The sequence below is a fragment of the Nonomuraea sp. NPDC048916 genome (genome assembly GCF_040649575.1).
GTDB lineage: Bacteria > Actinomycetota > Actinomycetes > Streptosporangiales > Streptosporangiaceae > Nonomuraea.
The window spans coordinates 39,726-66,358 of record NZ_JBEZFS010000033.1 but is presented as its reverse complement, the minus strand read 5'-3'; the positions used below and the strand labels follow the sequence as shown (position 1 = coordinate 66,358).

The 26,633-nt window shown below is 70.1% G+C and carries 12 protein-coding genes; 7 read left to right on the top strand and 5 right to left on the bottom strand.

Annotated elements, in window-relative coordinates; translation table 11 throughout:
- Positions 1–3: 3 nt before the first annotated feature.
- Positions 4–11,184 carry a type I polyketide synthase gene (locus tag AB0C16_RS29935; protein WP_357687600.1) on the bottom strand — a complete coding sequence of 3,727 codons (11,181 nt, stop codon included), beginning with the start codon at positions 11,182–11,184 and terminating at the stop codon, positions 4–6.
- A 319-nt stretch (positions 11,185–11,503) separates the two neighbouring features.
- On the opposite strand from AB0C16_RS29935, the gene AB0C16_RS29930 reads away from it, so the two are divergent.
- Together AB0C16_RS29930 and AB0C16_RS29925 are read left to right on the top strand one after the other, a co-directional pair.
- Positions 11,504–12,184: a PIG-L family deacetylase gene (locus tag AB0C16_RS29930; protein ID WP_357687598.1), complete on the top strand. Its 681-nt coding sequence runs from the start codon at positions 11,504–11,506 to the stop codon at positions 12,182–12,184.
- A gap of 386 nt (positions 12,185–12,570) precedes the next feature.
- Positions 12,571–13,572: an NAD-dependent epimerase/dehydratase family protein gene (locus tag AB0C16_RS29925; RefSeq protein WP_357687596.1), complete on the top strand. Its 1,002-nt coding sequence runs from the start codon at positions 12,571–12,573 to the stop codon at positions 13,570–13,572.
- On the opposite strand, the gene AB0C16_RS29920 is transcribed toward AB0C16_RS29925, so the two are convergent.
- Positions 13,532–14,197 carry a response regulator transcription factor gene (locus AB0C16_RS29920; protein ID WP_357687594.1) on the bottom strand — a complete coding sequence of 222 codons (666 nt, stop codon included), beginning with the start codon at positions 14,195–14,197 and terminating at the stop codon, positions 13,532–13,534. The genes AB0C16_RS29925 and AB0C16_RS29920 overlap by 41 nt on opposite strands.
- A gap of 126 nt (positions 14,198–14,323) precedes the next feature.
- On the bottom strand, positions 14,324–17,059 hold the full coding sequence (locus AB0C16_RS29915) for a histidine kinase (RefSeq protein WP_357687592.1): 2,736 nt from the start codon (positions 17,057–17,059) through the stop codon (positions 14,324–14,326).
- 186 nt (positions 17,060–17,245) lie between these two features.
- Here AB0C16_RS29915 and AB0C16_RS29910 point away from each other — a divergent pair, with 186 nt between their 5' ends.
- The 3 genes from AB0C16_RS29910 (at position 17,246) to rfbB (ending at position 22,506) form a co-directional block, all read left to right on the top strand.
- Positions 17,246–19,861, top strand: coding sequence for an AAA family ATPase (locus AB0C16_RS29910; RefSeq protein WP_357687590.1), 2,616 nt, complete (start codon positions 17,246–17,248; stop codon positions 19,859–19,861).
- 186 nt (positions 19,862–20,047) lie between these two features.
- Positions 20,048–21,490 (top strand): NDP-hexose 2,3-dehydratase family protein, encoded by a 1,443-nt coding sequence (locus AB0C16_RS29905; protein WP_357687588.1) that lies wholly within the window; start codon positions 20,048–20,050, stop codon positions 21,488–21,490.
- Positions 21,487–22,506, top strand: a complete 1,020-nt coding sequence (gene rfbB, locus AB0C16_RS29900) for a dTDP-glucose 4,6-dehydratase (protein WP_357687586.1) — start codon at positions 21,487–21,489, stop codon at positions 22,504–22,506. Before AB0C16_RS29905 ends, rfbB begins: the two co-directional genes overlap by 4 nt.
- 64 nt (positions 22,507–22,570) lie before the next feature.
- Here the strand turns inward: rfbB and rfbA are convergent, their stop codons facing one another.
- Both rfbA and AB0C16_RS29890 read right to left on the bottom strand, forming a co-directional pair.
- Positions 22,571–23,476 carry a glucose-1-phosphate thymidylyltransferase RfbA gene (gene rfbA / locus AB0C16_RS29895; RefSeq protein WP_357687616.1) on the bottom strand — a complete coding sequence of 302 codons (906 nt, stop codon included), beginning with the start codon at positions 23,474–23,476 and terminating at the stop codon, positions 22,571–22,573.
- A 169-nt stretch (positions 23,477–23,645) separates the two neighbouring features.
- On the bottom strand, positions 23,646–24,548 hold the full coding sequence (locus AB0C16_RS29890; RefSeq protein WP_357687614.1) for a putative sugar O-methyltransferase: 903 nt from the start codon (positions 24,546–24,548) through the stop codon (positions 23,646–23,648).
- A gap of 361 nt (positions 24,549–24,909) precedes the next feature.
- Here AB0C16_RS29890 and AB0C16_RS29885 point away from each other — a divergent pair, with 361 nt between their 5' ends.
- Both AB0C16_RS29885 and AB0C16_RS29880 read left to right on the top strand, forming a co-directional pair.
- A complete protein-coding gene (locus AB0C16_RS29885; protein WP_357687584.1) occupies positions 24,910–25,851 on the top strand; it encodes an aldo/keto reductase in 942 nt (313 codons plus the stop codon).
- Positions 25,851–26,591: an NAD-dependent epimerase/dehydratase family protein gene (locus AB0C16_RS29880; RefSeq protein ID WP_357687582.1), complete on the top strand. Its 741-nt coding sequence runs from the start codon at positions 25,851–25,853 to the stop codon at positions 26,589–26,591. Before AB0C16_RS29885 ends, AB0C16_RS29880 begins: the two co-directional genes overlap by 1 nt.
- Positions 26,592–26,633 lie beyond the last annotated feature (42 nt).

The window sequence follows — 26,633 nt, the reverse complement described above, 5'->3', positions numbered from 1 at the left end:
CCTTCAGCTCAGGGAGTCGAGCCAGCGGTCGACGGCCGCGGCGGTGGTCTCCGCGTCGTCTTCGACGAGGCCGAAGTGATCGCCGGGCACGGTGTCGATCGTGCCGGCTTCCGCCCACGTGGTTCGCCAGCCGTCCCCGTCCTCCTCGCCGGTGAACGGCCGTGCGGCGCGCAGCAGCAGCGTCGGCGCCGCGAGAGCGGCCGGCTCGATCTTCGGCAGCAGGTCGACGTACCTGGCCATCGCGGTGAGCGTGGTCCGGTCGATGCGGCCGTACTGCTCGCCCCGCTCGATCGCCACGGCCGCCAGACCGGCCGCGATATCCTCGCCGATGGCCGCGCCGGGTTCCCCCTGCGGTCCGGTGACCACGTAGGTGTCCAGCAGAACGACAGCCGCGGGCTGATGGCCGGTCCGCTCGAGCCGTTCCGCCGTCGCATAGGCGAGCAGGCCGCCAGAGGAGTGGCCGAGCAGGGCGAACGGCTGGTCTCCCGCCACTTCGCGCACGGCGGCGGCGAGCACGTCGAGGATCGCGTCGACCGATGTGGGCAGGCGCTCGTCGGGGCCGAAGCCGGGGATCGCCAGGGCGCTGAGGCTGCGTCTGTCACGGAAGTAGCCGGCGAGCTTGGAGAACTGGTACGGCCCGCCCATGGGAGCGGGGGTGCACAGGCAGATCACATGCGGCGGCTTCGGCCCGCCCGCGAGCCGGACCGGCGCGGGGAGCCGCCCGGCGTCGGCGAGCGAGGAGAAGGCAGGCCGTAGGTTCGCCACCGATCCCATCAGGTGGAGCCCGTCCATCAGCCGTCCGGCCTCGGCGGCTTCGCGGAACAGGTCTACCACCGTGTCACGGGGCGCGGCTGCGGCCGGGGCGGGCTCGGTCACGAGTTCCGTAGCGAGGTGGGCGGCCAGCCCGGCCGGAGTGTGCCGGTCGAAGACGATCGTGGGGGGTAGCCGCAGCCCGGTGGCAGTGGCCAGGCGATTGCGCAACTCGACGGCGGTCAGCGAGTCGAAGCCGGACTCCAGGAAGTCACGTCGCGGATCGATCGTCTCGTTGTCGCCGTAGCCGAGCAGGGCGCCCGCGTGCTCCAGGACGAGGGCCAGCAGGTCCTTGTCGAGCTGCTCTCCGGTGAGGCCTGCCAGCCGGTGGCGGAGGCCGGGTGTGTGCGCCTCGGTCGCGGAGACCCGGGCGGCGGCGCGCCGTCTCGTCGAGACCAGCGCGCGGAACACGTGCGGGACCTCGCCGTCCGTGTCACCGGTGGCCGAAAGCCTGATCGGGACGAGCAGGGACTCCGGTCGCGCTACGGCGGCGTCGAACAGGGCCAGGCCTTCCTGGTCCGTGAGCGCCGCCATGCCGTTGCGCTCCATGCGCCCCCGGTCGGCCGCGGCGCCGGAGGACACCCACAACCCCCACGCGAGCGCCTGGGCGGGCAGCCCGCGGGCGCGGCGATGGGCGACCAGCGCGTCGAGGAAGCTGTTGGCGGCGGCGTAGTTACCCTGTCCAGCGTTGCCCAGGAGCCCGGCCACCGAGGAGAACACCACGAACGCGGTGAGCGGCGCGTCATTGGTGAGTTCGTGCAACACCAGAGCACCGTCCACCTTGGGACGCAGCACCGCGTCCACCTGGTCCTCGGTCAGCGTCCCGACGGTCGCGTCGTCCACCGCCCCGGCGGCGTGTACCACGGCGGTCACCGGCTGCTCGGCCGGAACGGCCGCGAGCACGGCGGCCACCGCGTCGCGGTCCGCCACGTCGCACGCGGCGAAGGTGGCCTCGGCACCCAGTTCGGCCAGTTCGGCGGCGAGGTCTGGCGCGTCGCCTCCCCTGGAGAGCAGGAGCAGCCGCCGCACACCGTGCGCGACGACCAGATGCCGGGCGAGCAGCCTGCCCAGCGCGCCCGTGGCGCCGGTGACGAGCGTGGTGCCCGCGCCTCCGAAGGCTCCGGCCCGCTCGCCGGCCTCGGCGGGTGGCTGCACGAGCCGGGCCCCGTGGGCGATGCCGTGCCGCAGGGCCACCTGGGGTTCGCCGGTCGCGAGTGCGGCGGGGAGCGCTCGCAGCGAGGCGGGGTCGTCATCGACGTCGACCAGCACGATGCGGTCGGGGTTCTCCGCCTGCGCCGAGCGCACCAGCCCCCAGGCCGCCGCCCCGGCGAGATCGGTGACGGCCGCGTCGCCGACCGCGACCGCGCCCGTCGTGAGAACCACGATCGTCGCCGCGCTGAGGCGGTCGTCGGACAGCGACGTCCTGAGCAGGTCCAACGTCCCCAGAACCGCGGCGCGGGCCGTCGTGGCGGGTTCAGTGCGATCCAGCAGCACGACATCGGGGGTGCCCGCCAGGTCGGAGAGCGGCGTCACGTCCATCCCGGTGACCCGCCAAGACTCAGGTGTCCCGCCCACGATCGTCCACGGTCCCGGCCTCGGCGCGGTGGTGGACGGCACGCGCCGCCAACTCCAGCCGAGCAGCCATCCGGGACCCGCGGCAGGTGCCTCCGCACCGCCCGGCCGGCCCGCGGGACGCAGCACCAGGGCTTCCACGCCGGCCACGGGCGCGCCCGACGCGTCGGCCAGCAGGAGCGCCACAGTGTCGCCGCCGGTCGGCGTCAGCCGTACGCGCAGCTTGGTCGCACCGGTGGCGTACAGCTGCATGCCCGACCAGGAGAACGGCACGCCGCCCTCGACGTCGATCTCCTCGGCCAGCGCCACGGCCTGGAGCGCGGCGTCCAGCGCGGCCGGGTGCAGGCTGAACCCCGAGGCGATCTGGCTGGCCTCGTGGCCGAGACGCACCTCGGCGAACACCTCGCCGCGCAGCTTCCAGGCGGCGCGCAGCGCGCGGAAGGCGGGGCCGTACCGGAATCCGGTCTCGGCCATGACCCCATAGAACCCGTCGAGGTCGATGGGTTCGGCCTCGGGCGGCGGCCACGTGGTCAGGCCAAGCGGCTCCGGCGCGGCGTCGGAGGCGAGCAGGCCGCTCGCGTGCCTGGTCCACGGCGCGTCCCCGCCGTACGGCCGGGAGTGCACGGTCACGCTCCTGGCGCCGGAGTCGTCCGCCCCGCCGACCAGGACCTGAACCTGGATCTTCCCGCGCTCGGGCAGCACGAGGGGACGTTCCAGGGTGAGCTCCTCCAGGCGGCGGCATCCGACCTCGTCACCTGCCCTGATCACCAACTCGGCGATACCGGCGCCGGGGAACACGATGGCCTCGCCGAGGGCGTGGTCGGCCAGCCACGGCTGCGTCTCGATCGACAACCGGCCGCAGAGCACGACGTGGCCGGAGTCGGCCAGGGTGACGGCGGCCCCGAGCAGCGCGTGCTCCGTGGAGTCCACCCCGCTCGTCAACATGCCGCCGGAGCTGCGTACCGCCCCCATATCGGCGTCCGGCCAATACCGCTTGCGGTGGAAGGCGTAGGGCGGCAGCTCCACCCTCCTGGCGCCACGGCCGTCGAACAGCCTCACCGGATCCAAACCGGAACCCTCGACGTACAGCCGGCCGACCGCCAGGCCGACCGCCTCCACCTCCGGCATCTCCTCGCGAACGACTTGGAGGATGCCGGCGGCCTCGGCCGAGCCGGTCAGGCAGGAAGGCACCATCGCCGCCAGCGCGCCATCGGAGCTCAGGTCCACGTACCGCCTGACACCCTCGCTCTCCAGGGCGCGCACGCCGTCGAGGAAGCGCACGGTCCGGCTCGGCGCGCTCGACCAGTACTCCGGATCCGCCAGGTCGGCATCAGCGGCGAGCGCACCGGTGACGGAGGAGACCACGCCGATCCGCGGTGACTCGTACGCCAACTGGTCGGCCACGTCGTAGAGCTCGTCGAGAAGCTCGTCCATCAGCGGCGAGTGATCCGCCGTCGGGAACGGCAGCCGCTGTACGGCCCGGCCGCGCGCACGCCAGTGCTCGGCGATCGCCTCAACGTCGGCGGCGTCGCCGGACAGGACCACCGATCCGGGTCCGTTGACCGCCGCGATGCCCACCTGCCCGGCGAGCACGGTGCAGATCTCCTCCTCACTGGCCTCGACCGCGACCATGACACCGCTGCGCATCTCCTGGGCCAGTTCGGCGCGCGTCGCCGTCAGCTTGACGGCGTCGGCGAGCGACAGCAGCCCGGCGATGTGCGCCGCGGCGATCTCACCGCCGGAGTGGCCGAGGACGTAGTCGGGACGCACCTTCCAGTGCTCCAGCAGCCGGGCCAGCGACACGCCCAGCGCGAAGTCGGCGGCCTGGCGGAAGGTGACCTGGCCGAGCAGCTGGGCGTTCACCGAACCGGCGGGGGCGAACATGACCTCGCGAAGCGGCCGGTCGAGGTAGCGGTCGAAGCGGGCGCAGATCTCGTCGAACGCCTGGGCGAACACCGGAAAGGCCGCGTGCAGATCGCGGCCCGTGCCGGGCTGGGGCGTGCCATGGCCGGGGAAGAGGAAGGCGGTCTTGCCGGACGTCGCGGAGCCCGTCACGACGCGAGGGCTCTGCTCGCCTCGCGCCAGGGCGGTCAGGGCGGCGAGCAGCTCGCCGCTGCCGGCCCCCACGATCGCGGCGCGATGCGCGAACTGGGGACGGCGGGTGGCGAGCGAGTAGCTGATGTCGCACGGGTCGGCGTCGGGGTGGTCGGCGAGGTGCCTGAGCAGCCGGTCCGCCTGCGTGGGCAGCGCCTCCGCCGTTCTGGCGGCCAGCAGCCACGGCAGAGCCGGTCCAGCGTGCGCGGATGTCCCGCCATCTTGGGGCGCGGCCGGGGGCGGGTCCGCTCCGTCCGGTCGCGCCGTGATCGGTGTCCGCCTCGGAGCCTCTTCGAGGATGACGTGCGCGTTGGTGCCGCTGTAGCCGAACGACGACACCCCCGCGCGGCGGGGACGCTCGCCCGGCGACCACGGAACATTCTCCGTCAGCAGCCTGACGTTGCCCCACGACCAATTCACGTGGGGCGTCGGCGCGTCGGCGTACCGGCTCATCGGCAGCTGACCATGCCGCAGCGCGAGAACCATCTTGATCACGCCCGCCACGCCCGCCGCCGCTTGCGTGTGCCCGATGTTCGACTTGATCGAGCCCAGCCACAGCGGCCGGTCCGCTGGGCGGTCCTGACCGTACGTCGACAGCAGCGCGTTGGCCTCGATGGGGTCGCCGAGGGTCGTGCCCGTGCCGTGCCCCTCTACGGCGTCTATGTCGGACGGCTGGAGCCCGGTGACGGCGAGCGCCCGTCGTATCACCCGTTCCTGGGCCGGCCCGCTGGGCGCGGTCAGGCCGTTGGAGGCGCCGTCGGCGTTGACCGCGCTTCCCCGCACCACGGCCAGCACCTCGTGGCCGTTGCGCTCGGCGTCGGAGAGCCGCTCCAGCACGATCACGCCCACCCCCTCGGCCCAGCCGACGCCGTCGGCGGTCGCGGAGAAGGACTTGCAGCGGCCGTCGGACGACAGTCCCTCGCCGAAGCGGGCGAACGACTCGGGCGAAGCGAGCGCGGTGACGCCGCCGACGAGCGCCAGGGAGCACTCGCCCGAGCGCAGGGCCTGGACGGCGAGGTGGAGGGCGACCAGCGAGGAGGAGCAGGCGGTGTCGACGGAGATCGACGGGCCCTCCAGGCCGAAGGCGTAGGCGACGCGGCCCGAGACCATGCTGTTGAGCGAGCCGGTGCCCGCGTAGCTGCCGTTCTGCTCGTAGCTGGTCAGAGGGCCGGGGTCGTAGCTTCCCGACATGGTCCCCGCGAACACGCCTGTGGCGCTGCCCCGGAGTGCGAGCGGGTCGATTCCGGTCCGTTCCAGCGCCTCCCAGCAGGCCTCCATGAGGATGCGCTGCTGAGGGTCCATCATGATCGCTTCGTTGGGCCCGATGCCGAAGAACGCGGCGTCGAATTCGGTGACGCCCGGCGCGAACCCGCCCATGGGCTCGACCCCTGCCGAGGCGAGCAGTCCGAACCAGTGGTCCAGGTCCCAGGAGCGGTCGACGGGGAAGGGAGAGGCGCCGTCGCGGCCCTCAGCGAGCAGCCGCCACAGTTCCTCGGGCGTGGTGACGTCACCGGGGAAGCGGCATGACAGGCCAACGATCGCGACGGGGTCCGCCGTGACGTCCGCGGCCGGCTCCGCTGTCGATGGTCCTTGGGCCGCGCCGAGCAGCAGCATGTCGAAGTGGTCGGCCAGCGCGGTCGGCGTCGGATGGTCGAAGACGAGCGTGCTGGGCAGCGCGGCGCCAGTGGCAGCGCTGAGCCGGTTACGCAGCTCGACGGAGGTGAGGGAGTCGAAGCCGAGGTCCTTGAACGGCCGGTCGGCGTCGATCAGCTCCTTGGAGGCGTGGCCGAGCACGTCGGCGACGTTGCCCAGCACGAGGTCCAGCAACGCGGTGCGCCGGTCGTCGGGCGACAGTTTGGCGAGCTCCCCCCGAGCGGCGCCGGCGCCGGACCGAGCCTCCGACGCCACCCGTCGGCGCGCGGGCGCCAGCCCTCGCATGAGGTCGGGTGCGCCCGCCTCGCGCAGGGCGGTCAGGTCGAGCTTGATGGGCACCACGATGGCTTGCCTCGAGGCCAGCGCGGTGTCGAAGAGCGCGAGGCCCTCCTCCGCCTGCAGCGCGAGCATCCCCGCCCGGCCCTCACCGCCGGAGCCGGCAGCCATTCCGGTCTCCAGCGCCCACTGGCCCCAGGCCAGCGAGTGGGCGGGCAGCCCCAGCGCGCGGCGGTGCAGGGCCAGAGCGTCGAGGTAGGCGTTGGCCGCGGCGTAGTTGGCCTGTCCAGGCGCGCCGAGCACCCCGGCGGCCGAGGAGAACATGACGAAGGCGGCCAGCCCGGAATCCCGGGTGAGCTCGTGCAAGTGCCATGCGGCTTCGGCCTTGGGCTGGAACACCGTGTCGACCCGCTCGGGCGTCATGGCGGTGACGATGCCGTCGTCCAGCACGCCCGCGCAGTGCACCACCGCGGTGATGCGCCGGCCGGCCAGAAGCGCCTCCGCCTCGGCCCGGTCGCCGAGGTCGCAGGCCACCACCTCGGTTTCCGCTCCCGCTTCCGCCAGGGACGCCACGAGCTCGGCGACGCCTGCGCCCCGGGCGCCCCGGCGGCTGGCCAGCAGCAGTCGCCGCACACCGTGGCGCTCCGCGAGATGGCGCGCGACGAGGGAGCCCAGCGCTCCGGTGCCGCCTGTGACGAGGACGGCGCCGTCGCCCCAGTCCGGCAGGCCGGGCTGCCCGCCGGCGGTCAACCTGGCCAGCATCGGCACCATGACGCGGCCGGCACGAACCGCCACGACGGCCTCGTTCAGCGAGACGATCTGGGAGACCATGCCGAGCGCGGCCCGCTCGTCGTCGGCGTCCACGAGGACGAACCGCCCCGGCTCCTCGGACTGGGCCGATCTGACCATTCCGTGAACGGCCGCGGCTGCCAGGTCGCGGACGTCCTCGCCGGGCAGGGCGACGGCCCCGCCGGTCAGCACCACCAGCCGCCCGCCCCGGACGCGGGACCAGGCCTGCACGGCGCCGAGCACCCGATGCGTGGCCGAGCGCGCAGCCGCGGCGCCCTCGCCACCGGTCACACGCAAGACCGCGACGTCCGGCCCGGACCCGTCCGTGAGCTCAAGGGCCTCGAAGTCGGCGACGCTGAGCTCTGCCGCCTCCGGCAGCTCAGCCGGGATCCACGAGACCTGGTAGAGCTCCGCACCTTCCCCAGGTCCGGCGGACGGGGCCGGCCATGCGGCCGAAACCTCCCGAAGGGTAAGCGCCCCGACCGCGGCCACCGGCTGCCCGGCCGCGTCCGCCAGGTCGAGCGACACGGTCTGCGCCGCCGTACGTGTGATCCTCACCCGCGCGGTCGGCGTACCGGCCGCGAACAGCTCCACGTCCTGCCAGGCGTACGGCAGAGCCGCCTCGCCATCCTGCGGCCCGATCAGCCCCACGGCGTGCAGGGCGCCGTCGAGCACTGCCGGATGCAGCCCGAACGACTCGGCGGCCAGACGCTGAAGGTCCGGCAGCCGCACTTCGGCGAAGACCTCCTCGCCACGGCGCCAGACGGCGTGCAGCCCGCGGAAGGTCGGCCCATAGGCCAGTCCGCGCGAGGCGAGCTCCTCGTACAGGCCGTCCAGGGGAACCGGCTGCGCGCCGGGGGGCGGCCAGGCGGCCAGGCCCTTCGGTACGCCGGCGCGACCGGCCGCGAGGACGCCGGTCGCGTGGCGTACCCATCCCGCGTGCGCGGCGGCGTCGCCCGGCCGCGAGTGGACGGTGATCGGACGTTCCCCCGCCGCGTCGGGGGCTCCGACGACCACCTGGATCCTGACCGCGCCGTGCTCCGGCACCACGAGCGGCGCGTGGAGGGTCAGCTCACGCAGCCGAGGGGTGCCCGTACCGTCCCCGGCCCGGATCGCCAGTTCCACGAAGGCGGTGCCGGGCAGCACCACGGAGTCGCCGACGGTGTGGTCGGCCAGCCACCGGTGCGTCGCCAGCGACAGGCGTCCGGAGTACACGACGCTGTCGGAGTGAGCGATCATCGTCACGGCGTTCAGCAGGGGGTGACCCGCCGAGTCGAGGCCGAGGGAGGCCGGGTCACCGTCCATCGCGGACGCCTCCAGCCAGTACCGCTGACGCTGGAAGGCGTAGGTCGGCAGGGCGGTACGGCCGGCGCCACGCCCGGCGAGGTAGGCCTCCCAACGAGGCGACACGCCGCGCACGTGCAGCTCGGCCAGGGCGACGGTCAGAGCCAGGTGCTCCGGCCGATCCTTGCGCAGCGCCGGGACTGTCAGGAGCGCGTCTCCCTGGTCGCCGAGGCCCGCCCGCACCATCGCCGTGAGCGTGCCGTCCGGGCCCAGCTCGACGAACCGGTTGACGCCCTTGGCGCGAAGGCTGGTCACTGCGTCGTGGAAGCGGACCGCCTCGCGGGCGTGCCGTACCCAGTAGTCCGGGGAGCACAGCTCCTGCTCGTCGACCGGCTCGCCGGTGAGGCACGAGACGATGGGGATCTGCGGAGCCGCGTAGGTGAGGCCCGCCGCGACCGCTCTGAAGTCGTCGAGCATCGGCTCCATGAGCGCCGAGTGGAACGCGTGGCTGACCCCTAGCCGCTGGGTGGCGCGGCCCTTGCCCTCGCAGGCGGCGGCCAGGGCGATCACCTCGGCGACGTCGCCGGACACGACCACCGACGTGGGGCCATTGATGGCGGCGATGCTCACGTTCCGGGTCAGCAGCGGCCTGACCTCCCCTTCGGAGGCGCGCACAGCCACCATGGCCCCGCCTGGCGGCAGTTGCTGCATCAGCCGTCCTCGCGCCGCCACGAGCCGCGCGGCATCGCGCAGGGACAGCACGCCGGCGACGTGTGCGGCGCTCAGCTCGCCGATGGAGTGCCCGGCGAGGTGGTCGGGATGGACGCCGAGTTTCTCGAAGAGCCTGAACAGTGCCACTTCGACGGCGAACAGCGCGGCCTGGGTGTAGGCGGTCTGCCCGAGCGCCTCGGCGTCGGACTCGATCACCTGGCGTAGCGAGCGGTCCAGCCATTCGTCGAGCGCCGCGCAGGTCTCATCGAAGGCCACGGCGAAGTCCGCGAACCTCGCATGGAGCTCCATGCCCATGCCGGGGCGTTGCGCTCCCTGGCCGGAAAACAGGAACGCGGTCGTCGCGTCCCCGCGAGACACGCCGCGGACGACGGCGGGTGAGGGCTCGTCCTGGACCAGGGCGGCCAGCCCGCGCACGAGGTCGTCGCGATCGTGCCCGGTGACGACAGCGCGGTGATCGAGAGAGGAGCGGGTCACCGCGAGGGAGTAGGCCACGTCGGCGGCCTCGACGTGCGGACGCCGGCGCATGAACTCCAGGAGCTGAGCCGCCTGGGCGCCGACCGCCTCCCGGCCGCGCGCGGAGATCACCAGCGGGATCGGGCCGCCGCTCCTGGCCGGGGCCTCGGGTTCCGCCGCTTCTTCCTGTTCTTCGAGGATGAGGTGCGCGTTGGTCCCGCTCAGGCCGAAGGACGACACGCCGGCGCGGCGTGGCCGGCTGTTCCGCCGCCACTCGACAGGCTCGGTGAGCAGCCGCACGGCGGCGGCCGACCAGTCGACCTGCCTGGTCGGCTCGTCCACGTGCAGCGTCTTCGGCAGCAGGCCGCCTTGTAACGCCATGACCATCTTGATCACGCCTGCGATGCCCGCGGCCGCCTGGGTGTGCCCGAGGTTCGACTTGACCGAGCCCAGCCAGAGGGGCCGGTCGCCGGCCCGGTCCTTGCCGTAGGTGGCCTGGAGCGCCTCGGCCTCGATGGGATCGCCCAGCACGGTGGCGGTTCCGTGTGCCTCCACCGCATCCACCTGGTCGGGGGTCAGGCGGGCGTTGGCCAGGGCCTGACGGATCACCCGCTGCTGGGCGGGCCCGTTGGGCGCGGTCATACCGTTGGAGGCGCCGTCCTGGTTGACGGCCGTCCCACGGATGACCGCCAGCACCGGGTGGCCCTTCCTGCGCGCGTCGGAGAGACGCTCGATGAGCACCATGCCCGCGCCCTCCGACCAGCCCGTGCCGTCGGCGGAGGCCGCGAAGGAGTGGCAGCGGCCGTCGCTCGAGAGGGTCCGGTCCAGGCTGAACTCCACGAAGGTGCGGGGTGTGGACATGACGGATACCCCGCCGGCCAGGGCGAGGGTGCACTCTCCCGACCTGAGCGCCTGCACGGCCAGGTGGACCGCCACGAGGGAGGAGGAGCAGGCGGTGTCGAGGGTGACGGAGGGCCCTTCCAGGCCGAAGGTGTAGGACACCCGTCCCGACACCGGGCCGGAGGAGCCGTAGCTGCCGGGGTAGTCGTGGTACATCACGCCGGCGAATGCGCCAACAGGAACGCCCCTGACACTGTGCGGCGGAATTCCTGCCCGTTCGAAGGCCTCCCACGCCAGTTCCAGCAGCAGACGCTGCTGCGGGTCCATGAGCAGGGCGTCGCGAGGGCTGATTCCGAAGAGCCCGGCGTCGAAATCCGCAGCGTCGTGCAACCACCCGCCCTCACGGACGTAGGTGGAGCCTGGTCGCTGTCCCGTCGGGTCGTACAGCCGCTCCAGGTCCCAGCCGCGGTCGGCGGGGAACTCCCCGACGACGTCGCGTCCTTCTGCGACGACCCGCCACAGGTCCTCGGGGGACATCACGCCACCCGGGAAGCGGCACGCCATGCCGACGATGGCGATCGGCTCCCTGGCGGCGTCCGTGAGTCTCCTGTTCTGCTCGCGCAGCCGATCGGTCTCCTTGAGCGACGCGCGGAGAGCGTCGACCAGCCTGTCTTCTGACATGCCTGCGCCATCCCCAATTCATCGGCTGCCCGGTGCCTGAATTACTTGGGCGACCATCCTGTGGATTTCCGCGCCATCCGCACGACGCGAATAATTCGCGGTTGCGTGTAAACCTCGGCGAGGCAAACTCTACGTACGCGTGAAGCACTGCCCACCCCTAACGGGCCGGGCCGAGCCCCTAGCCATGTGATACCGGCGGCCGCGGAGCACGCCCGCCGGGAATTCTGGGGTCCGGCGCGCATTCGGCTCTGCGCGCTGGAGGGAATTGTCGGGGCAACCGTTACGGTGCCCCTCAGCCACCCCACGAAAGGGATTTCCGATGCCGCGGACGATAGGCAGGCTTCTGGTCGGCGTCGCACATGGCGACGACGAGACTCTCGGCGCCGGCGGGACGATCGCCAGGCTGGCCGACGAGGGTGTGCGCATCAGGTTGTGCGTCCTGACCCATGACGACGGGTCCCGCTCGCCGTCCGGCGAGGATGTGACAAACCGCGTGTCCGCCATCGAGAAGGCTGCCGAGATCCTCGGCATCGAGCAGGTCAGGATCCACGAGTACGGCGACAACCGGCTGGATACGATCGGCCAGCTGGAGCTGAACCAGGTGTTCGAGCGCGAGGTGCGCGAGTTCCGGCCGGACACGGTGTTCACCACGAGCCTGAGCGATCTGAACATGGACCACCAACTGGTGAGCCGGGCCGTCCGCGTGGCCGGGCGGCCCGGGCGCAGCGGCGTGCGCGAGATCCGATGCTTCGAGGTCCGGTCCGCGACCGACGCCGGTGAGGCGGCCGGCCTGCCGGTGTTCCAGCCCAACTGCTGGCAGCCGCTGGCGGACGCGCACGTGGACAGGAAGCTGGAGGCGCTACGCGCCTACGGCAGCGAGATGGAGGAGTGGCCGAGCCCCAGAAGCGAGCGGGGGGTCCGGGCACTCGCCGAGTATCGCGGCTCGCAGGTCGCGACACCATTCGCCGAGGCCTTCGAGTTGGTCCGCGTTGTGCTGTAGGGGCTGGGCGAGCCGTTCCAAGGTAGGGGTGGTGGGCGTCCTTCGCGGCTTTTAGCATTCGGTCCTGAAAGCAGCCGGCAGGGCCGATTCCAGATTCGCTTTCCCGGTCCGTTGCCGACTTTATCGCAAAGCTGCATCGCATTGTCACTGCGACAATGCCGTCGTCATTTCCGCTCGCGAGGCCATGACCCACGAGTTCATCTGAGGAGACCCATGCCGCAGTCGCTCGCTACCTGCCGGCTCCGCTCGACCGCCATCGGCATGCGCGGCGTGGCGGACGAGCGGCGTTGCGCGTACCAACGGCCCAGGATGCCCGGGCCGGAGCCCGTCGGAAGTGCATCCGGGCGCCCCCTGGCCACGACGAGGACCGAATCCCGGACCGCGCCATGAACGTCGACACCACGCCCGGAAACGGAACCAAGCGCTCCCTGATCACCGGGGGCGCGGGCTTCATCGGTTCCCACCTGACCGAACATCTGCTCAACCTCGGCCACGAGGTGGTCGTCCTCGACGACCTCAGCACCGGCAGCGAAGACAACCTGGCCGGTTTCCGCGACCATCCGCGGCTGCGCTTCGTATGCGGCTCGGTCTGCGACTTCGACGCGGTGGAAAGCTGCATGGCAGGCGTCGAGGCGATCTACCACCTGGCCGCGGCCGTCGGAGTGTTCACCATCCTCAGCAAGCCGCTGGAGAGCCTGCACACCAACCTGAAGGGCACCGAGATGGTGCTGGAGGCGGCCAGGCGACATGAGGTGCCGATCCTCATGGCCTCTACGAGCGAGGTGTACGGCAAGAACAACTCCGAGCAGCTCTCGGAGGGCGAGGACAGGATCATCGGTTCGCCGCTGGTGAGCCGGTGGTCATACGCGGAGGCCAAGGCGCTCGACGAGACGCTGGTCTTCCTCTACAGCCAGGAGTGGGGGGTCCGCTCGGTGATCGTCCGGCTGTTCAACACGGTCGGCCCCCGCCAGAGCGGCCGGTACGGGATGGTCATCCCCCGGTTCGTCGCGCAGGCGATCGCGGGCGAGCCGCTGACGGTGTTCGGGGACGGCCAGCAGATCAGATCGTTCTGCCACGTCTTCGATGTGGTCCCGGCGCTGGTCGCCCTGCTCGAGGACGAAGCCTCGCACGGCACGGTGTACAACCTGGGCAGCTCGGAAGCGTTGTCGATCACCACGCTCGCCCAGAAGATCATCGCCGCGACCGGTTCGCGGAGCGAGATCGTCAAGATCCCCTACGAGGAGGCCTACGGTCCGGGTTTCGAGGACATGCTGCGCCGGGTCCCGGATTGCGCGCGCGCCCGCGGCCAGATCGACTTCCAGCCGAGGCACAGCCTGCAGCAGATCATCAACTCGGTGATCGCCGAACATCGCGCAGCGAGGGGCTGACCAGCCAGCCACGCTTGGGTGTGTACCAGCCTGACTCGTAGGCAATCCTGATCGCGTCAACGCGATTGCGCGCGTTGAGCTTGATAATGATCTTAGTGAGGTGGTTGCGTACGGTTCCCACGGACAAGCGCAGCTCCGCCGCTATCTCCGGCGCCTCTGCCCCTTCAGCCGCCAGTTCCAGCACCTCGATCTCGCGCCCGGTCAAGGGGTTCTCACCGACGTCCCACGCGGATAGGGCGAGTTGCACATCGATGACACGCTGTCCCGAGGCCACCGCCCGGATGGTCGTGGCGAGCTGCGTGGACGGAGCGTCCTTGAGCAGGATGCCCGACACCGCCGAGGACAGGGCGCGACGGAGAGTGCCGGGGCGTGCCAGACCGGTGAGAATCAGCGTCCGGCACGTCGGCAACTCCTTGTGGAGCAGGTCAGCGGCCGTGAGGCCGTCGACGCCCGGGAGAGCGACGTCGATCACCGCCACGTCGGGGCTCCGCTCGAGTGCCATCGGCACGATCATGTCGCCGTTGTCGACCTCGGCGACCACGCACATATCCTCTTCCAGCTCGAGCAAGGCGACCAGCGCCCCCCGTACCATGTCCACGTCCTCAGCCAACAGGATCCGCAGCAACAGATCCCCCGTTCAACAAGCACGTCTCCTGGCTACACGCACATGTCCCGGCCCGCGCGAAGCGTGGCCAATGGGAGGACCATGACCCATAGATCACGGAATTGCAATCTTTACTCTGACATGTAGTCATTTGTGGTGATATGCGTCAAGTTCCGGTGGACGGCCTGAACCGCCGCGAACAGCCGGAATCTCGGCAGTGAGCCGGAACCAGCCGCCTTCCACATCCGATATCAGACGCCCCCCGACGCCCTCCAGCACGGCACGGAGATCCGTGAGCCGGCGGTCCGCGGGCGGCGAATGGCGCGGCATGGCGTCGCCGTCGTCGAGCACCCGCAGCCGCAGAGCGTCGCCGTCCTCGGACACCTCGATCACGCAGCGGCGCGGGTCACGGTGGCTCAACACGACGACGACCTCGCGTAGCGCGATGGCGAGCACAGTGCCCTGCCTGCCCGTCACGTCGCTCACCGCCAGCCGCGTCTCCACCTCGATACCGAACGCCCTCAGTACCGACTCCGACGAGCTCAGCTCGGCATGCAGGGACAGATGGTGATGGGCCCCCGCCATCTCCCGGACGTCCGTGATCACCTTGCGCGCACCGTCGAGAGCGAGGCCCATCTCGTGGCGCGCGCCCGAGATCCGGTCCGGCAGCAGCTCGCGCGCCTGCTCGAGCCGCGTGATGATCGCCGACAGATAACGCTCGACGAGCGAGTGGAGTGTCTTCGCGAGCTGCAGCCGCTCGAGGTCGACCGCGGTCCGCGCCAGCCGCGCACGAGCGGCGTAGGCATCCCCGACGAGGCCGGCCAGCCGGGTCAGGCCGTAGATCGCCAGGCCGACCAGCAGGCTGGAGACCGGCAGCACACTCAGCGGCTCGGCCGGGTCGTTCCAGGCCAGCGCAGCCAGGGCAACGCCCACGCCCGCGTAGAGCGCCCATCGCCACCAGCCCGTCATCAGCAGCAGCAGCGAGCTTTCGAACAGTCCGGCCATCCCGCCCCATGGCCCACTGAGCCACACCAACGGCACGAAAGTGGCGGCTCCCTGGACGGAGAGGGACACGATCCGGGCATACATCGGCCAGCGCTGCGGGCGGCCAAAGGAGTGCGCCGCCTGGAGCGCGAACACGACCACGACGCACCCGACCATCGCGGCAGCGACGGGGCCGGGCGGTTCGAGCGCCAGCCCCCTGGCCAGGCTGACCACGGAGTGACTCAGCAGCACCGAGGCCAGCAACACCACGACCGTCCGAGGGTCCCACCCACCGGCGAGATCGAAGCGCCAAGAGCGGTCACGCCACAGGTCCCACGGCCTGGTCTCACCGAAGCCCGCCCGGATCCGGCTCGCCCGCGCCGCTCCCCCGTTGAGCGGCACCTCCGCGGTGAAAACGAACCAGCCATCGCGGAGCTCGAAATGTAATCGGCCGCCGACCCTGCACAACCTCGTGGCGAGGTTGCGCAGCCCCTGACCCTTGACCCGTGAGGCCGTCATGCCGGTGACCGCGCCGTCATTGGCCACCACCAGGCGGACCACCGTGCCACCCTCCTCACCGTGCTCGGCGACCACCCGGACGCGGCACCGCTGCGCCAGGCTGTGCCGCAGCAGGTTGGTCATGGCCTCGCGGAGCGCGATGGCCAGCACGGCGTCGACCTCCGGAGGCAGCTCGCCGGCGGATGCCGCGACGTCGACCTCGATATCCGCCGGTGCGAGAACCGACGCCATGGAGTCCAGCTCGGCGGCGAGCGACAGGCGCCATTGGCCCCGGGCCACCGACTGCACATCGGCTCTCGCCCGGCTCGCCCGGTAGAGCGCGTTGCCCAGCACCTCCCCGACCCGATGCGGCGAGGCCGGCAACAGACGGTGGGCCAGCTCGCACTCGAGCTTCAGCACCAGCAGATCGTGGCCGATCAAGTCGTGGATGTCCTGCGCCATCTGCAGCCGCTGCCGCTGCACGGCCCGCTGTGCGGCCCTGGCCCGCAGGGCGTGCACCGAACGGGCCACCGAGCCGAGCGAGCTCAGGCCGTAAACGACCAGACCCGTGAGCAGAGCGAAGCCGATGTCGTGCAGGAAGCCGGGCGTCTCCACGTCGTGGATCCAGTGCCCGAGCGGCAACGTGGCGCTGACGACGAGGAAGAGTCCCTTGCCTATTAGGCCGGGAAGGACCAGCAGACAGGCGGCGGCCAGCAACGGGATCAGCGAGAGGAACTGGGGACTGATCCACACCGACGGCAGATACGTCGTCGACGCCTGCACCACCACGGTCAGCACGCGCACCTGTCGTGGCCAGGTCCGCGGACTCATCGCCGTGTGGGCACTCTGCTGGAGGAACACGAGAGTGACGACCGCGAAAACGGCGATCGGGAACCAACTGGCCGACGGCTCGCCGTGCTCGCCGCTGAACACGCCTATCGCGGTGATCAGCAGATAGCCAAGCGACCACGCCGCCAGCACCGACGCCGCCAGGCGCGGCGCGGCGCGCTCTGGAGCCGACCACGGCTTGGCCCGGGACGCCCAGCCGACCGCTGCGCCGCCCCGCTGCCGGAACGGCGCTGGACCTACCTCGTCGTCAGCCACTCTCGGCCCCCCCTCTGAAGCCAACCCGATCTCCCGCCACTCTGACTCGAATCTGATCAGCATGTGGCTTACCGGGCAAACCTTCAGGTCAGACGGAATTACTACAACATTCAACGACACCGGGGATTCGTCTGCGTAAGAGCATGGCGACAGGACGTCATAACTCCATTTCAAGACGCTGCCAGGACCGGCTACCGCGTTCTGGGCATGAATTTTTAACGCTGCAACTGATGAGCGCTTCAGTATCCAGGCTGGGGCGATTCGCCTACGCTGGGAGCCGTGGATCAGCTGGCACATTGGGAAATTCGGTAAGTCGGCGGAATACGACCGGCAGCAATGCGGGCGACACAATTACACATCCCTCGTGCCACCGAGCGTGGCACTTCGCGGTGGAGCCGCCGTTTTCTTCTCCGAGAGCAGAAGGGCATAGCGTTGGCTACCGGCACCCACGTGAAAATCCCGCCTGATGACGCGGCCGTCTTCTTGAGGAGTCAATTCGAGCAGTCCTCGGCCGGCGCCGGCCGAGTCGTGATGGTCAGCGGGGGCGTCGCCAGCGGCAAGACAACCCTCCTGAACGATCTGCTCGACGAGGCGACCGCGGCCGGTGCCGTCACGCTGAGCGCCACGGGCGCCCCCGACGAGCAGCGGATCGAGTCAGCGATCATCGACCAGTTGCTGGCCAACTCCTCCACCCCTGTCACCGGGGCCGCCAAGCCGTACACGGCTCTGGGTCTGTGCGACACCCTCCAGGGCCTGGCGCGGGAGCGGCCCACGGTCATCTGCGTCGACGGCATCCACTACGCCGATGAGACCTCTGTGAGGATCCTCCTGCAGCTGCAACGCCGGATCAGGTCCGTCAAGCTGCTCATGGTGCTGAGCCGGCCCGAGTGGCCGCGCGGTTCACCGGCCGGATTCGACCTCCAGCACCGCTGCTACGGCGTGCGCCTCGCCCCTTTGCCCGAGCAGACCATCGCCGCCATGCTCGACGCGGCCGGCCACAACCACAGCGGGCTGGCGGCACGGCTGCACGCCCTCAGCGGGGGCAACCCGATGTTCGCCAAGGCCGCAGTGGACGACCACCTGGAAGGCCTGGGCCACGACGGGCGAGCCGTGGCCGGTCCCGCCTACGCGCAAGCGGTGTGGGCCTTCCTTCACCGATCGGAGGACCACCTCCTCGACGTGGCCACCGCGCTGGCCGTGCTGGGCGAGTGCGGCGACGCGGAGCTGATCGCCAAACTGACCGGCATCGACGCCGATGCGGTCGTGGACGTCCTCGCCGTCCTCGAACAGGGGGGCCTCCTCGCCGGCGGGTGGTTCCGGCACCCGGACGCCCCTACGGCGGTACTGAGGAACCTGCCGACGACTGAACGTATCCGGCTGCACCGAGCCGCGGCCGAGCTGAAATACCGGGAGGCCGCAGCGGCGACGGAGGTGGCGAGCAACCTGGTTTCCGCCGGAGAGACCTCGGCGGAATGGTCGCTACCGATCCTGCGCCGAGCCGCCGAGCGGGCGTTGATGGCCGACGACATCGCCTTCGCCACGCGCTGCCTGGAACTGGGCCTGTCGGCGGCATCCGACGAGGCGGAGCAGCGATCCATCCACCTGTCCATCGTGCGCAGCACCTGGCGAGTCAACCCGAGCGGTGTCCTCCCCCACATTTCCGCGCTGGCAGCGGCCGCCGATCAGGGCGAGCTCGACCAGGCCGGATGCCTGGCACTGCTCAGGCACGCGCTGTGGCACGGCGACAGGCAGAACGCCCTGCGCGCGCACGAACTGCTGCACACCGGGCCAGGACCGATCGACCCGCAGATCGACACGGCCGTGAAGCTCGCGTTCCACTGGCACTTCGGCCAGGACCTCCCCCAGGTCAAGAGCTCCGATTTCGCCACGCACCCCGGCGCCGCCCCCTGGAACCACACCGCACACTCGCTCACGCAGACGTGGCGGCAAGGCAGTAGCGACACCACCAAGGCCAGCGCGGAACGCGTCCTACGCAACAGCCGCCTCGGCGACACCACTCTCGAAGCGATCGCGATGGCGATCTCGGCGCTCGCGCACGGCGGCAACTGCGACCGCGCCCAGTGGTGGTGCGGACGGCTGGCCAAGGAGGCTCGGCAGCGCGGCGCCACTAGCTGGCAGGCGATGATCGAGGCCCTCCGCGCCGCCGTGGTCCTGCAGCGCGGCGAGGTCACCAAGGCCGCCGAGCTGGCCAGGTCCGCCCTGGACATGCTCAGCGAGCCCAACTGGGGCGTGTCGATCAGCCATCCGCTCACCACCCTGCTCATGGCCGACATCGCCGCGGGGACGTTCGCCTCGGCGGCCGAGACGCTGCGGCGGCCGGTGCCCGACGCGATGCTGGAGACCGTCGGCGGGCTGTGGTTCCTGCGCGCCTGTGGCCACTTCTACCTGGCGACCAAGCGCCCGCTGGCCGCGATCGGCTACTTCCACAAGGTCCAGCGATTGATGCGCACGCGGGAGGAGAGCATGCCGCTGCTGGTGCCGTGGCGCAGCGACCTCGCCGAGGCCACCCTGCGCCTGGGCAACCGGACGATCGCCCGCGACCTGGCCAACCAGCAGATCGAGCTGGCACATTCCAGCAACCCGTTCGCTCACGGCCTGGCACTGCGCGCGCTGGCCCTCGCGGGCACTCCTGCGGAGGGCTCCCGCTCCCTCCTGGAGCGGGCGGCCAAGTCCTTCCAGCAAGCCGGCCACCAGTTGGAGCTCAACCGGACGCTCAAGGTGATCGCCCAGCTCCAGAACCCCGAACGCGAACGCCTCAACGGGCTGGCCGCAGACGCGATAGAGGCTCCGCGACCGGTACCGGCCAGCCGGCTCATGGTCGCGCAGGACGCCCGTCCCGAGCCCGTCGCGCGCGAGGACGGCCGGTCCGAACGCGCCGAGTCCGTCACGTTGAGCGAGGCGGAGCTACGGGTCGCGCAACTCGCCGCGCTCGGGCACACCAACCGGCAAATCAGCCGCCGCCTGTTCATCACGATCAGCACGGTGGAACAGCACCTGACGCGGACCTATCGGAAACTCGACATCAGAGGGCGCAGCGCACTCGCCCACGAATTGGGATACGCCAGAATCTCCATCTGAACACCACCCCGGAAAACCCCTAGCAACCCCAGTAAGCAAAAACATTCCACCCGTTATTCAGCGGCCACGCCGTTGCCGGTGGAAATGTTCTTTCGGCAGTTTTAGAGTGCCGCGCGAGCATTTCACCGTTCCGGTGGGCCATTTCGCATGAGCACGAACGCGCCCGCGCCACAGATTGGAGCGCCAGTGCCTCAACTCAGCTGCCGGTCGACGAGCCCGAGCCTGCGCGATCCCGCACGCGTCGCGACCTCGGCGCTGGCGGGCGGGACCGACCTGCCGCACTTCCACGACTGGTGGGAGGAGCGCGCACGGCTGGACCAGATGACCGTGTCGCGAATCGCCCTGAACGACCTGGCCGGCTGGCGCACCGACGCCGTCACCGGTGACCTACGCCACCAGAGCGGCCGGTTCTTCACCGTGGAAGGCCTCGACATACAGGAGCGCGGCGAGCGCGACGTCCATTGGACGCAACCCGTCATCCGCCAGCCGGAGATCGGCACCCTCGGCATCCTGGTCAAGGAGATTGACGGGATTCTCCACTGCCTGATGCAGGCCAAGAACGAACCGGGCAACGTCAACGGCCTGCAACTGTCGCCCACCGTCCAGGCGACCAGGAGCAACTACGGGCGCGTCCACGGCGGCAAGGCCGTCCCCTACATCGAGTGGTTCCAGCGTGCGCGGCCCTACCGGGTGATCAGCGACGTCCTCCAGTCCGAGCTGGGCGGATGGTGCTACCGCAAGAGCAACCGCAACATGGTGGTCGAGGTGGAAGGCGACATCGAGCCGCTGGACGGCTTCCGCTGGCTGACCGTGGGGCAGATCCAGCGGCTGCTGACCGTCCCCGACCTGGTCAACATGGACGCGCGGACCGTGCTCGCCTGCTTGCCGTACACCGGGCTCGGCGTGACCCGCCGATACGCTGCCGTGTCGGCGTTCTCCGCGGCGCTAGCGCGCTCCCTCGACGAGGCGAACGCCGGCCTGCACACGATGGACGAGATGCTTCACTGGATCACCGAGGCGCGGTCGCGGCACGACGTGGCCACCCGCGGGATCCCGCTCAACGACGTCAGCGGCTGGAAACGAGAGCACGACGTCCTGGCCCACGAGAGCGGGGCCTTCTTCACCGTCATGGGCGTCGCGGTGTGGACGGGCAACCGCGAAGTCTCGCACTGGACGCAACCCATGATCGAACCGGTCGGGCTTGGGCTCTCCGCCTTCCTGGTCCGGGAATTCGCCGGGGTGCTTCACGTCCTGGTGCGGGCCCAGCCGGAGCCGGGCACGCTCACCGTCGTGGAGCTCGGCCCCACGGTCCAGTGCGCTCCCGGCGACCTGGCCGCGGTCCCCACGCTGTCGCGGCCGCACTTCCTGGACGCCGTCCAGGACGCGGCCCAGGACCGCATCCGATTCGACACCATCCACTCCGAGGAAGGTGGGCGCTTCCACCACGCGCGCACGCGCTACATGATCGTCGAAACCGACGATCTGGATCAGCCGGAGCTCCCGCCCGGCTACCTGTGGCTGACCCTGAGCCAGCTCGGTCACCTCCTACGGCACAGCCACTACCTGAACGTGCAGGCCAGAAGCCTCTTCGCGAGCCTGGCCAGCCTCGTCGGCGGGAACACGCCATGAAAGTCCTTGTCACCGGCGGGGCGGGCTTCATCGGCTCCCACTACGTCCGCGCCCTCGTCAGGAAAGGCGGGGTCAGCGTCACCGTCCTCGACAAGCTGACCTACGCAGGCAACCTCGCCAACCTGAGCGAGGTGTGGGGCTCCATCCGCTTCATCCGGGGCGACGTCTGCGATGCAGAGCTGGCGGCACGGCTGAGCGCCGACCACGACCAGATCGTCCACTTCGCCGCGGAATCGCACGTCGACCGCTCGATCGTCGATGCGACGAGCTTTGTCATGACCAACGTCGTGGGCACCCAGACCCTCCTGGACGCCGCGCTCGCCGGACGCGTCGGAACATTCGTCCACATCTCCACCGACGAGGTGTACGGCTCGATCGACTCGGGCTCGTGGTCGGAGACGGAACCGGTGAGCCCCAACTCCCCCTACGCGGCTTCCAAGGCCGCCTCCGACCTGCTGGCGCTGGCCTACCACACGACGCACGGCTTGGACGTGCGCATCACCAGGTGTTCCAACACCTTTGGGCCCCACCAGTATCCCGAGAAGATCATCCCTCTCTTCGTCATCAAGCTCCTCATGGGGGAACCAGTCCCGCTCTATGGGGATGGCGGCAACGTGCGTGACTGGTTGCACGTCGATGACCATGTGCGCGCCATCGAGCTGGTGCGGGAAGCGGGGCGGGCCGGGCAGATCTACAACGTCGGAGCCGGGTGCGAACAGACCAACCGGGAGCTGGTCACGCGCCTGCTGGAAGCCTGCGGCGCGACTTGGGGCATGGTGAAGCCGGTCGCAGACCGGCCTGGGCACGACAGACGCTATTCGCTGGACTGCACGAAGATCAGGCGGGAGCTCGGTTTCGCGCCGCGCGAGGATTTCGCCACGAGGCTGCGAGAGACAGTCGAGTGGTACCGGGCCAACCCATGGTGGTGGCGGCGCTTCCATCCGGAATCGGCCACCGTCGCCCCCTCGCGAGACGTCGGCATCGGCACCCCCGTCGCGCAGGATCACCATCCTTAGACGATCAGTTCCACGCCCGGCCCACGACCGTGGGAACGATGCGAGCGCGAACGGAACCGCGGGCTCAGCTGCTCGCCCGGCTTGCCCTCGCCGGATTCGCGCCGTAGGCGGTGGCGATGCTCATGATGTACTGACCATAGCTGGACGTCGCGCACTTCTGTCCGAGCTGGTAGCACGCGTCCGCGTCCACGAACCCCATGCGCAGGGCGACCTCCTCCAGGCACGCGATGCGCACGCCCTGCCGTTCCTCCATTGTGTGCACGTACTGTCCGGCCTGGAGGAGCGCTCCCGGCGTGCCGGTGTCCAGCCACGCGTGCCCGCGGCCGAGCTCGACGAGCTTGGCGCGGCCCATGTCGAGGAACGCCCGGTTGACGTCAGTGATCTCCAGCTCGCACCGCTCAGACGGCAACAGGTTCTTGGCGATGTCGACGACGTCGTTGGCGTAGAAATAGAGCCCCGTGACGGCCAGGTCGGAACGCGGGTTGGCCGGTTTCTCCTCGATGGAGACAAGCTCGCCGTTCACATCCAGCTCGGCGACCCCGAAACGCTGCGGATCGCGCACCGGGTAGCCGAACAGAACACAACCATCGACGCTGCGAGCGTTCTCGGTGAGCACCTGGGAGAAAGCGTGACCATGAAAAACGTTATCGCCGAGGATGAGTGCCACGGAGTCGTCGCCGACATGGCCGGCGCCGATGATGAACGCCTCGGCGATGCCCTTCGGCTCGGGCTGCTCGGCGTAGTCGAGTTGCAGGCCGAACTGGGAGCCGTCGCCGAGCAGCCGCTTGTAGTGCGGCAGGTCGTGGGGCGTGGAGATGATCAGGATCTGCCTGATGCCGGCCAACATCAGCACGGAGAGCGGATAGTAGATCATCGGTTTGTCGGCGACCGGCAGGAGCTGTTTGGAAACGGCGAGCGTCGCCGGATAGAGCCGCGTGCCAGAGCCGCCCGCGAGCACAATACCCTTCATGCCACACCTCGTTTCCCCGCACGTGCAGACTAGGAGAGGGTCGCGCACGAGCAAAGGCGGATCCTGGATGATAGGGGTCCGTTCTCGACGACCCCCGACGCTCGCGCGTGCCGGCAGCATGACGAGCCTTCCTGCCGACCGGACAGGGGATCACCGTTGAAGGTTCGGCTCACGGCTTCTTGAAGATCGCCTGCCAGAAGTAGCTCCACGGGATCGCTCGCCCGTCGGCGACGCACTGCCAGCTTTCGGCGGGCCGGTAGGCCGCGATGAAGTCAGCCACCCTGTCCTCCACCGCCTGGTTGTCATAGATGTCCACCACCTGGCGCAGAGGCCCGGCCTCCAGCGCGATCCGGACCGCCTCGTCGCCCTTCGAATGGCCGTCCAGGCTCTTGTCGAAGAACTTGCCGACCGGGTTCTTGACGAAGAACGCGCTGCAACTGCCGGCGATCAGGTCGAGGTAGGCCTGCACGGTCTGCGGAGGCATCTCGGTGAGGGAGTGGATGTTGACGCACAACTCGAAGTCTCTGGAGGCCAGGGCGGATTCGACATCGTCCACTTCGACGAAGGAGATCTTCGCGAACTGCGTGTCATCCAGGACCTCGCGAAGATACCTTCTGCTCAGCCGCAGGGTGTTCTTCAAGTCGATGATGCAGTAGCCGGATAAGTCGTGATTGGACAGGATCGTGTGGCAGGTGCGCCCGTAGCCTGCGCCGATCTCCAGCACCCTTGCGCCACGGAGATCGACGTGCTGCTCGATGAAGCCCAGCTCCAGCGAGGCCTGGAGGTAGTCCATGCACACCGGCTCGCCGTGAACACGGACGGTGATCGGACCGCCCACCTCTCGATTGCCGATCTTCTTTATTCTGGCCCAGTCCTCGTCGGTCAGCTCCATCGCGACGTGGTAAAGCATCGCCTTCAGGTAGCGGACGCCGTTCACCGTGGGATCCCAGAGCGACAGGTTGTAATTTCTGTGGTCCGACTTGAAGGCGCTCAGATCAACTGCAGCGTCCTCGGTGACCCAGAATTCGGAGATGCGCTCCCACATGCGGCTGGCCTGGAAGGTTTGGGCCATTGTGCCGTCCTTTCGTATCGCTGGTCGCGTTCTCAGCCTTCGCGGGAAACGAGAAGGGATTCCGGAATCCGGCATATCAAGTCTTTCGCCATATCGAACGGCCACCGTAGGGCGAGCTTCCACCCTTATCGGTGGGATTAGGGGTCGGCGGCGTGATCTACAGGCTGCCTGCCTCGCGCTTCGCCGACCCGCCCGATGCCGTCCAACCTGCGAGAAGGCGCCACGTGACACAACCCCCACCCCGCCGAGCCCCCCGGAATATTCGGAATAGGGGCGGCGACGCCTCCTTTCCGCGAAGTCGCAACGGTAATCAGTAGTGGACAGCCCCTGTGCGCAGGCGCTCTGTCATTGAGGAGACCCGATGCGATACGCCCGCCTTGGCCGAAGCGCCCTCCAGGTGAGCCGCCTGATCCTGGGCACGCTCAACCTCGGCGTCCGCACGACCCGCGAAGAGGGATTCGCCCTGCTCGACGCGGCCCTCGACCACGGGATCAACACCGTGGACACCGCCAACGACTACGGCTGGCAGCATCACAAGGGCTTCACCGAGGAGTTTCTCGGCGACTGGCTGGCCAAGGGCGACGGCCGCAGAGACAAGGTTGTGCTCGCCACCAAGGTGTGCAACCCCATGAGCGACTGGCCGAACGACTCGGGCCTGTCGATCCGCAACATCATCGGCTCCTGCGAGCGGTCGTTACGCCGTCTGCGCACCGACTGGATCGACCTCTACCAGATGCACCGGGTCGATCCACACGCCTCGTGGGACGAGGTGTGGCAGGCCATGGACATCCTCATCCGGCAGGGAAAGGTCCGGTACGTGGGCTCGTCCAACTTCGCGGGATGGAACATCGCAGCGGGGCAGGAGACCGCCAAACGAGTGGGCGGGCTCGGGCTGGTGTCGGAGCAGTGCGTGTACAACTTGGTGGCGCGGGCGGCTGAGGCCGAGGTGCTGCCCGCGGCCCGAGCCTACGGCGTGTCGGTGCTGGCGTGGTCGCCACTACACGGAGGACTGCTCGGTGGGGCGCTGCGCAAGCTGGCCGAGGGCAGCGCGGTCAAGACCGCCCAGGGCCGCGCGATGGAGGCGCTGCCGCGGTGGCGGCCGAAGCTCGAGGCGTATGAGGAGTTCTGCGCGGGATCGGGCCTCGACCCCGCGGAGGCGGCCCTGGCCTGGGTGCTCAGGCGGCCCGGCATCACCGCGGGCGTGATCGGCCCACGCACGGCGGCCCACCTGGACGGGGCGGTTCGCGCGCTCGACCTGGACGTCCCTGAGGAGCTCGGGAAGATCTTCGGCGAGGCGGGGTGATGGAGATCGTCGGACGGGGCTTCCTCGCCGCCAACTTCGCCCCGTTGCGCGACCGGCACCCGCGGGTGACCCTGGTCGCGGCGGGGCCGTCGAGCACCAGGATCGCCGACCACGGCATCTTCGCCCGCGAGAAGGCCATGCTGCGCGACGTGCTCGACGACTGCCGCAGCCGCGACAGGACCGTAGTCGTCTTCTCCTCGGCGTCGCACGCCGTCTACGGGGACACCGCACATCCCGCGGCCGAGGCTGACCCCTGCCCGCTGGGCGACCCGTTCGGCCGGCACAAGCTCGAGATGGAGTCGATGGTGACCGCGGGCGGCGGGCGCTGGCTGATCCTGCGGCTCAGCCACGCCGTCGGCGCGGGACAGCGGGAGCACCAGTTCTTCCCCTCGATGGTCCGCGCGGTGCGCGCGGGGAGGGTGCGTATGTACCGCGATTGCCACCGAGACCTGCTGGACGTCGCGGACGCGGTACGCGCGGTGGACGTCTTGCTGACGGCGGGCGTGGAGAAGGAGACGGTCAACGTGGCGACCGGCGCCCCTTACCCGGTGGAGGTGGTCGTCGACCATCTCGAACGGCACCTGGCGGTGCGGGCGGCGCGCGAGGTCGTGGACACGCCGCCGTCGCGGACGCTGGTGTCCACCGCCAAGCTCCGCCGCCTGGCCCCCGGGCTGGACTGGCCGGTCGCCGACGAGGCCTACCTGGACCGCCTCGTCCGCGACTACGCCCCCCTGTACTGAGCACGGCGACGCGCCCTCGGCGGCCTGACCGACACCGAACCG

Bases quoted from the DNA above. Each gene is read 5' to 3' on its own strand.
- AB0C16_RS29935 (WP_357687600.1), bottom strand. From the start codon at position 11,184: ATGTCAGAAGACAGGCTGGTCGACGCTCTCCGCGCGTCGCTCAAGGAG.
- AB0C16_RS29880 (WP_357687582.1), top strand. From the start codon at position 25,851: ATGGAGATCGTCGGACGGGGCTTCCTCGCCGCCAACTTCGCCCCGTTG.
- AB0C16_RS29885 (WP_357687584.1), top strand. From the start codon at position 24,910: ATGCGATACGCCCGCCTTGGCCGAAGCGCCCTCCAGGTGAGCCGCCTG.
- AB0C16_RS29890 (WP_357687614.1), bottom strand. From the start codon at position 24,548: ATGGCCCAAACCTTCCAGGCCAGCCGCATGTGGGAGCGCATCTCCGAA.
- AB0C16_RS29925 (WP_357687596.1), top strand. From the start codon at position 12,571: ATGAACGTCGACACCACGCCCGGAAACGGAACCAAGCGCTCCCTGATC.
- AB0C16_RS29930 (WP_357687598.1), top strand. From the start codon at position 11,504: ATGCCGCGGACGATAGGCAGGCTTCTGGTCGGCGTCGCACATGGCGAC.
- rfbB (WP_357687586.1), top strand. From the start codon at position 21,487: ATGAAAGTCCTTGTCACCGGCGGGGCGGGCTTCATCGGCTCCCACTAC.
- rfbA (WP_357687616.1), bottom strand. From the start codon at position 23,476: ATGAAGGGTATTGTGCTCGCGGGCGGCTCTGGCACGCGGCTCTATCCG.
- AB0C16_RS29915 (WP_357687592.1), bottom strand. From the start codon at position 17,059: ATGTGCCAGCTGATCCACGGCTCCCAGCGTAGGCGAATCGCCCCAGCC.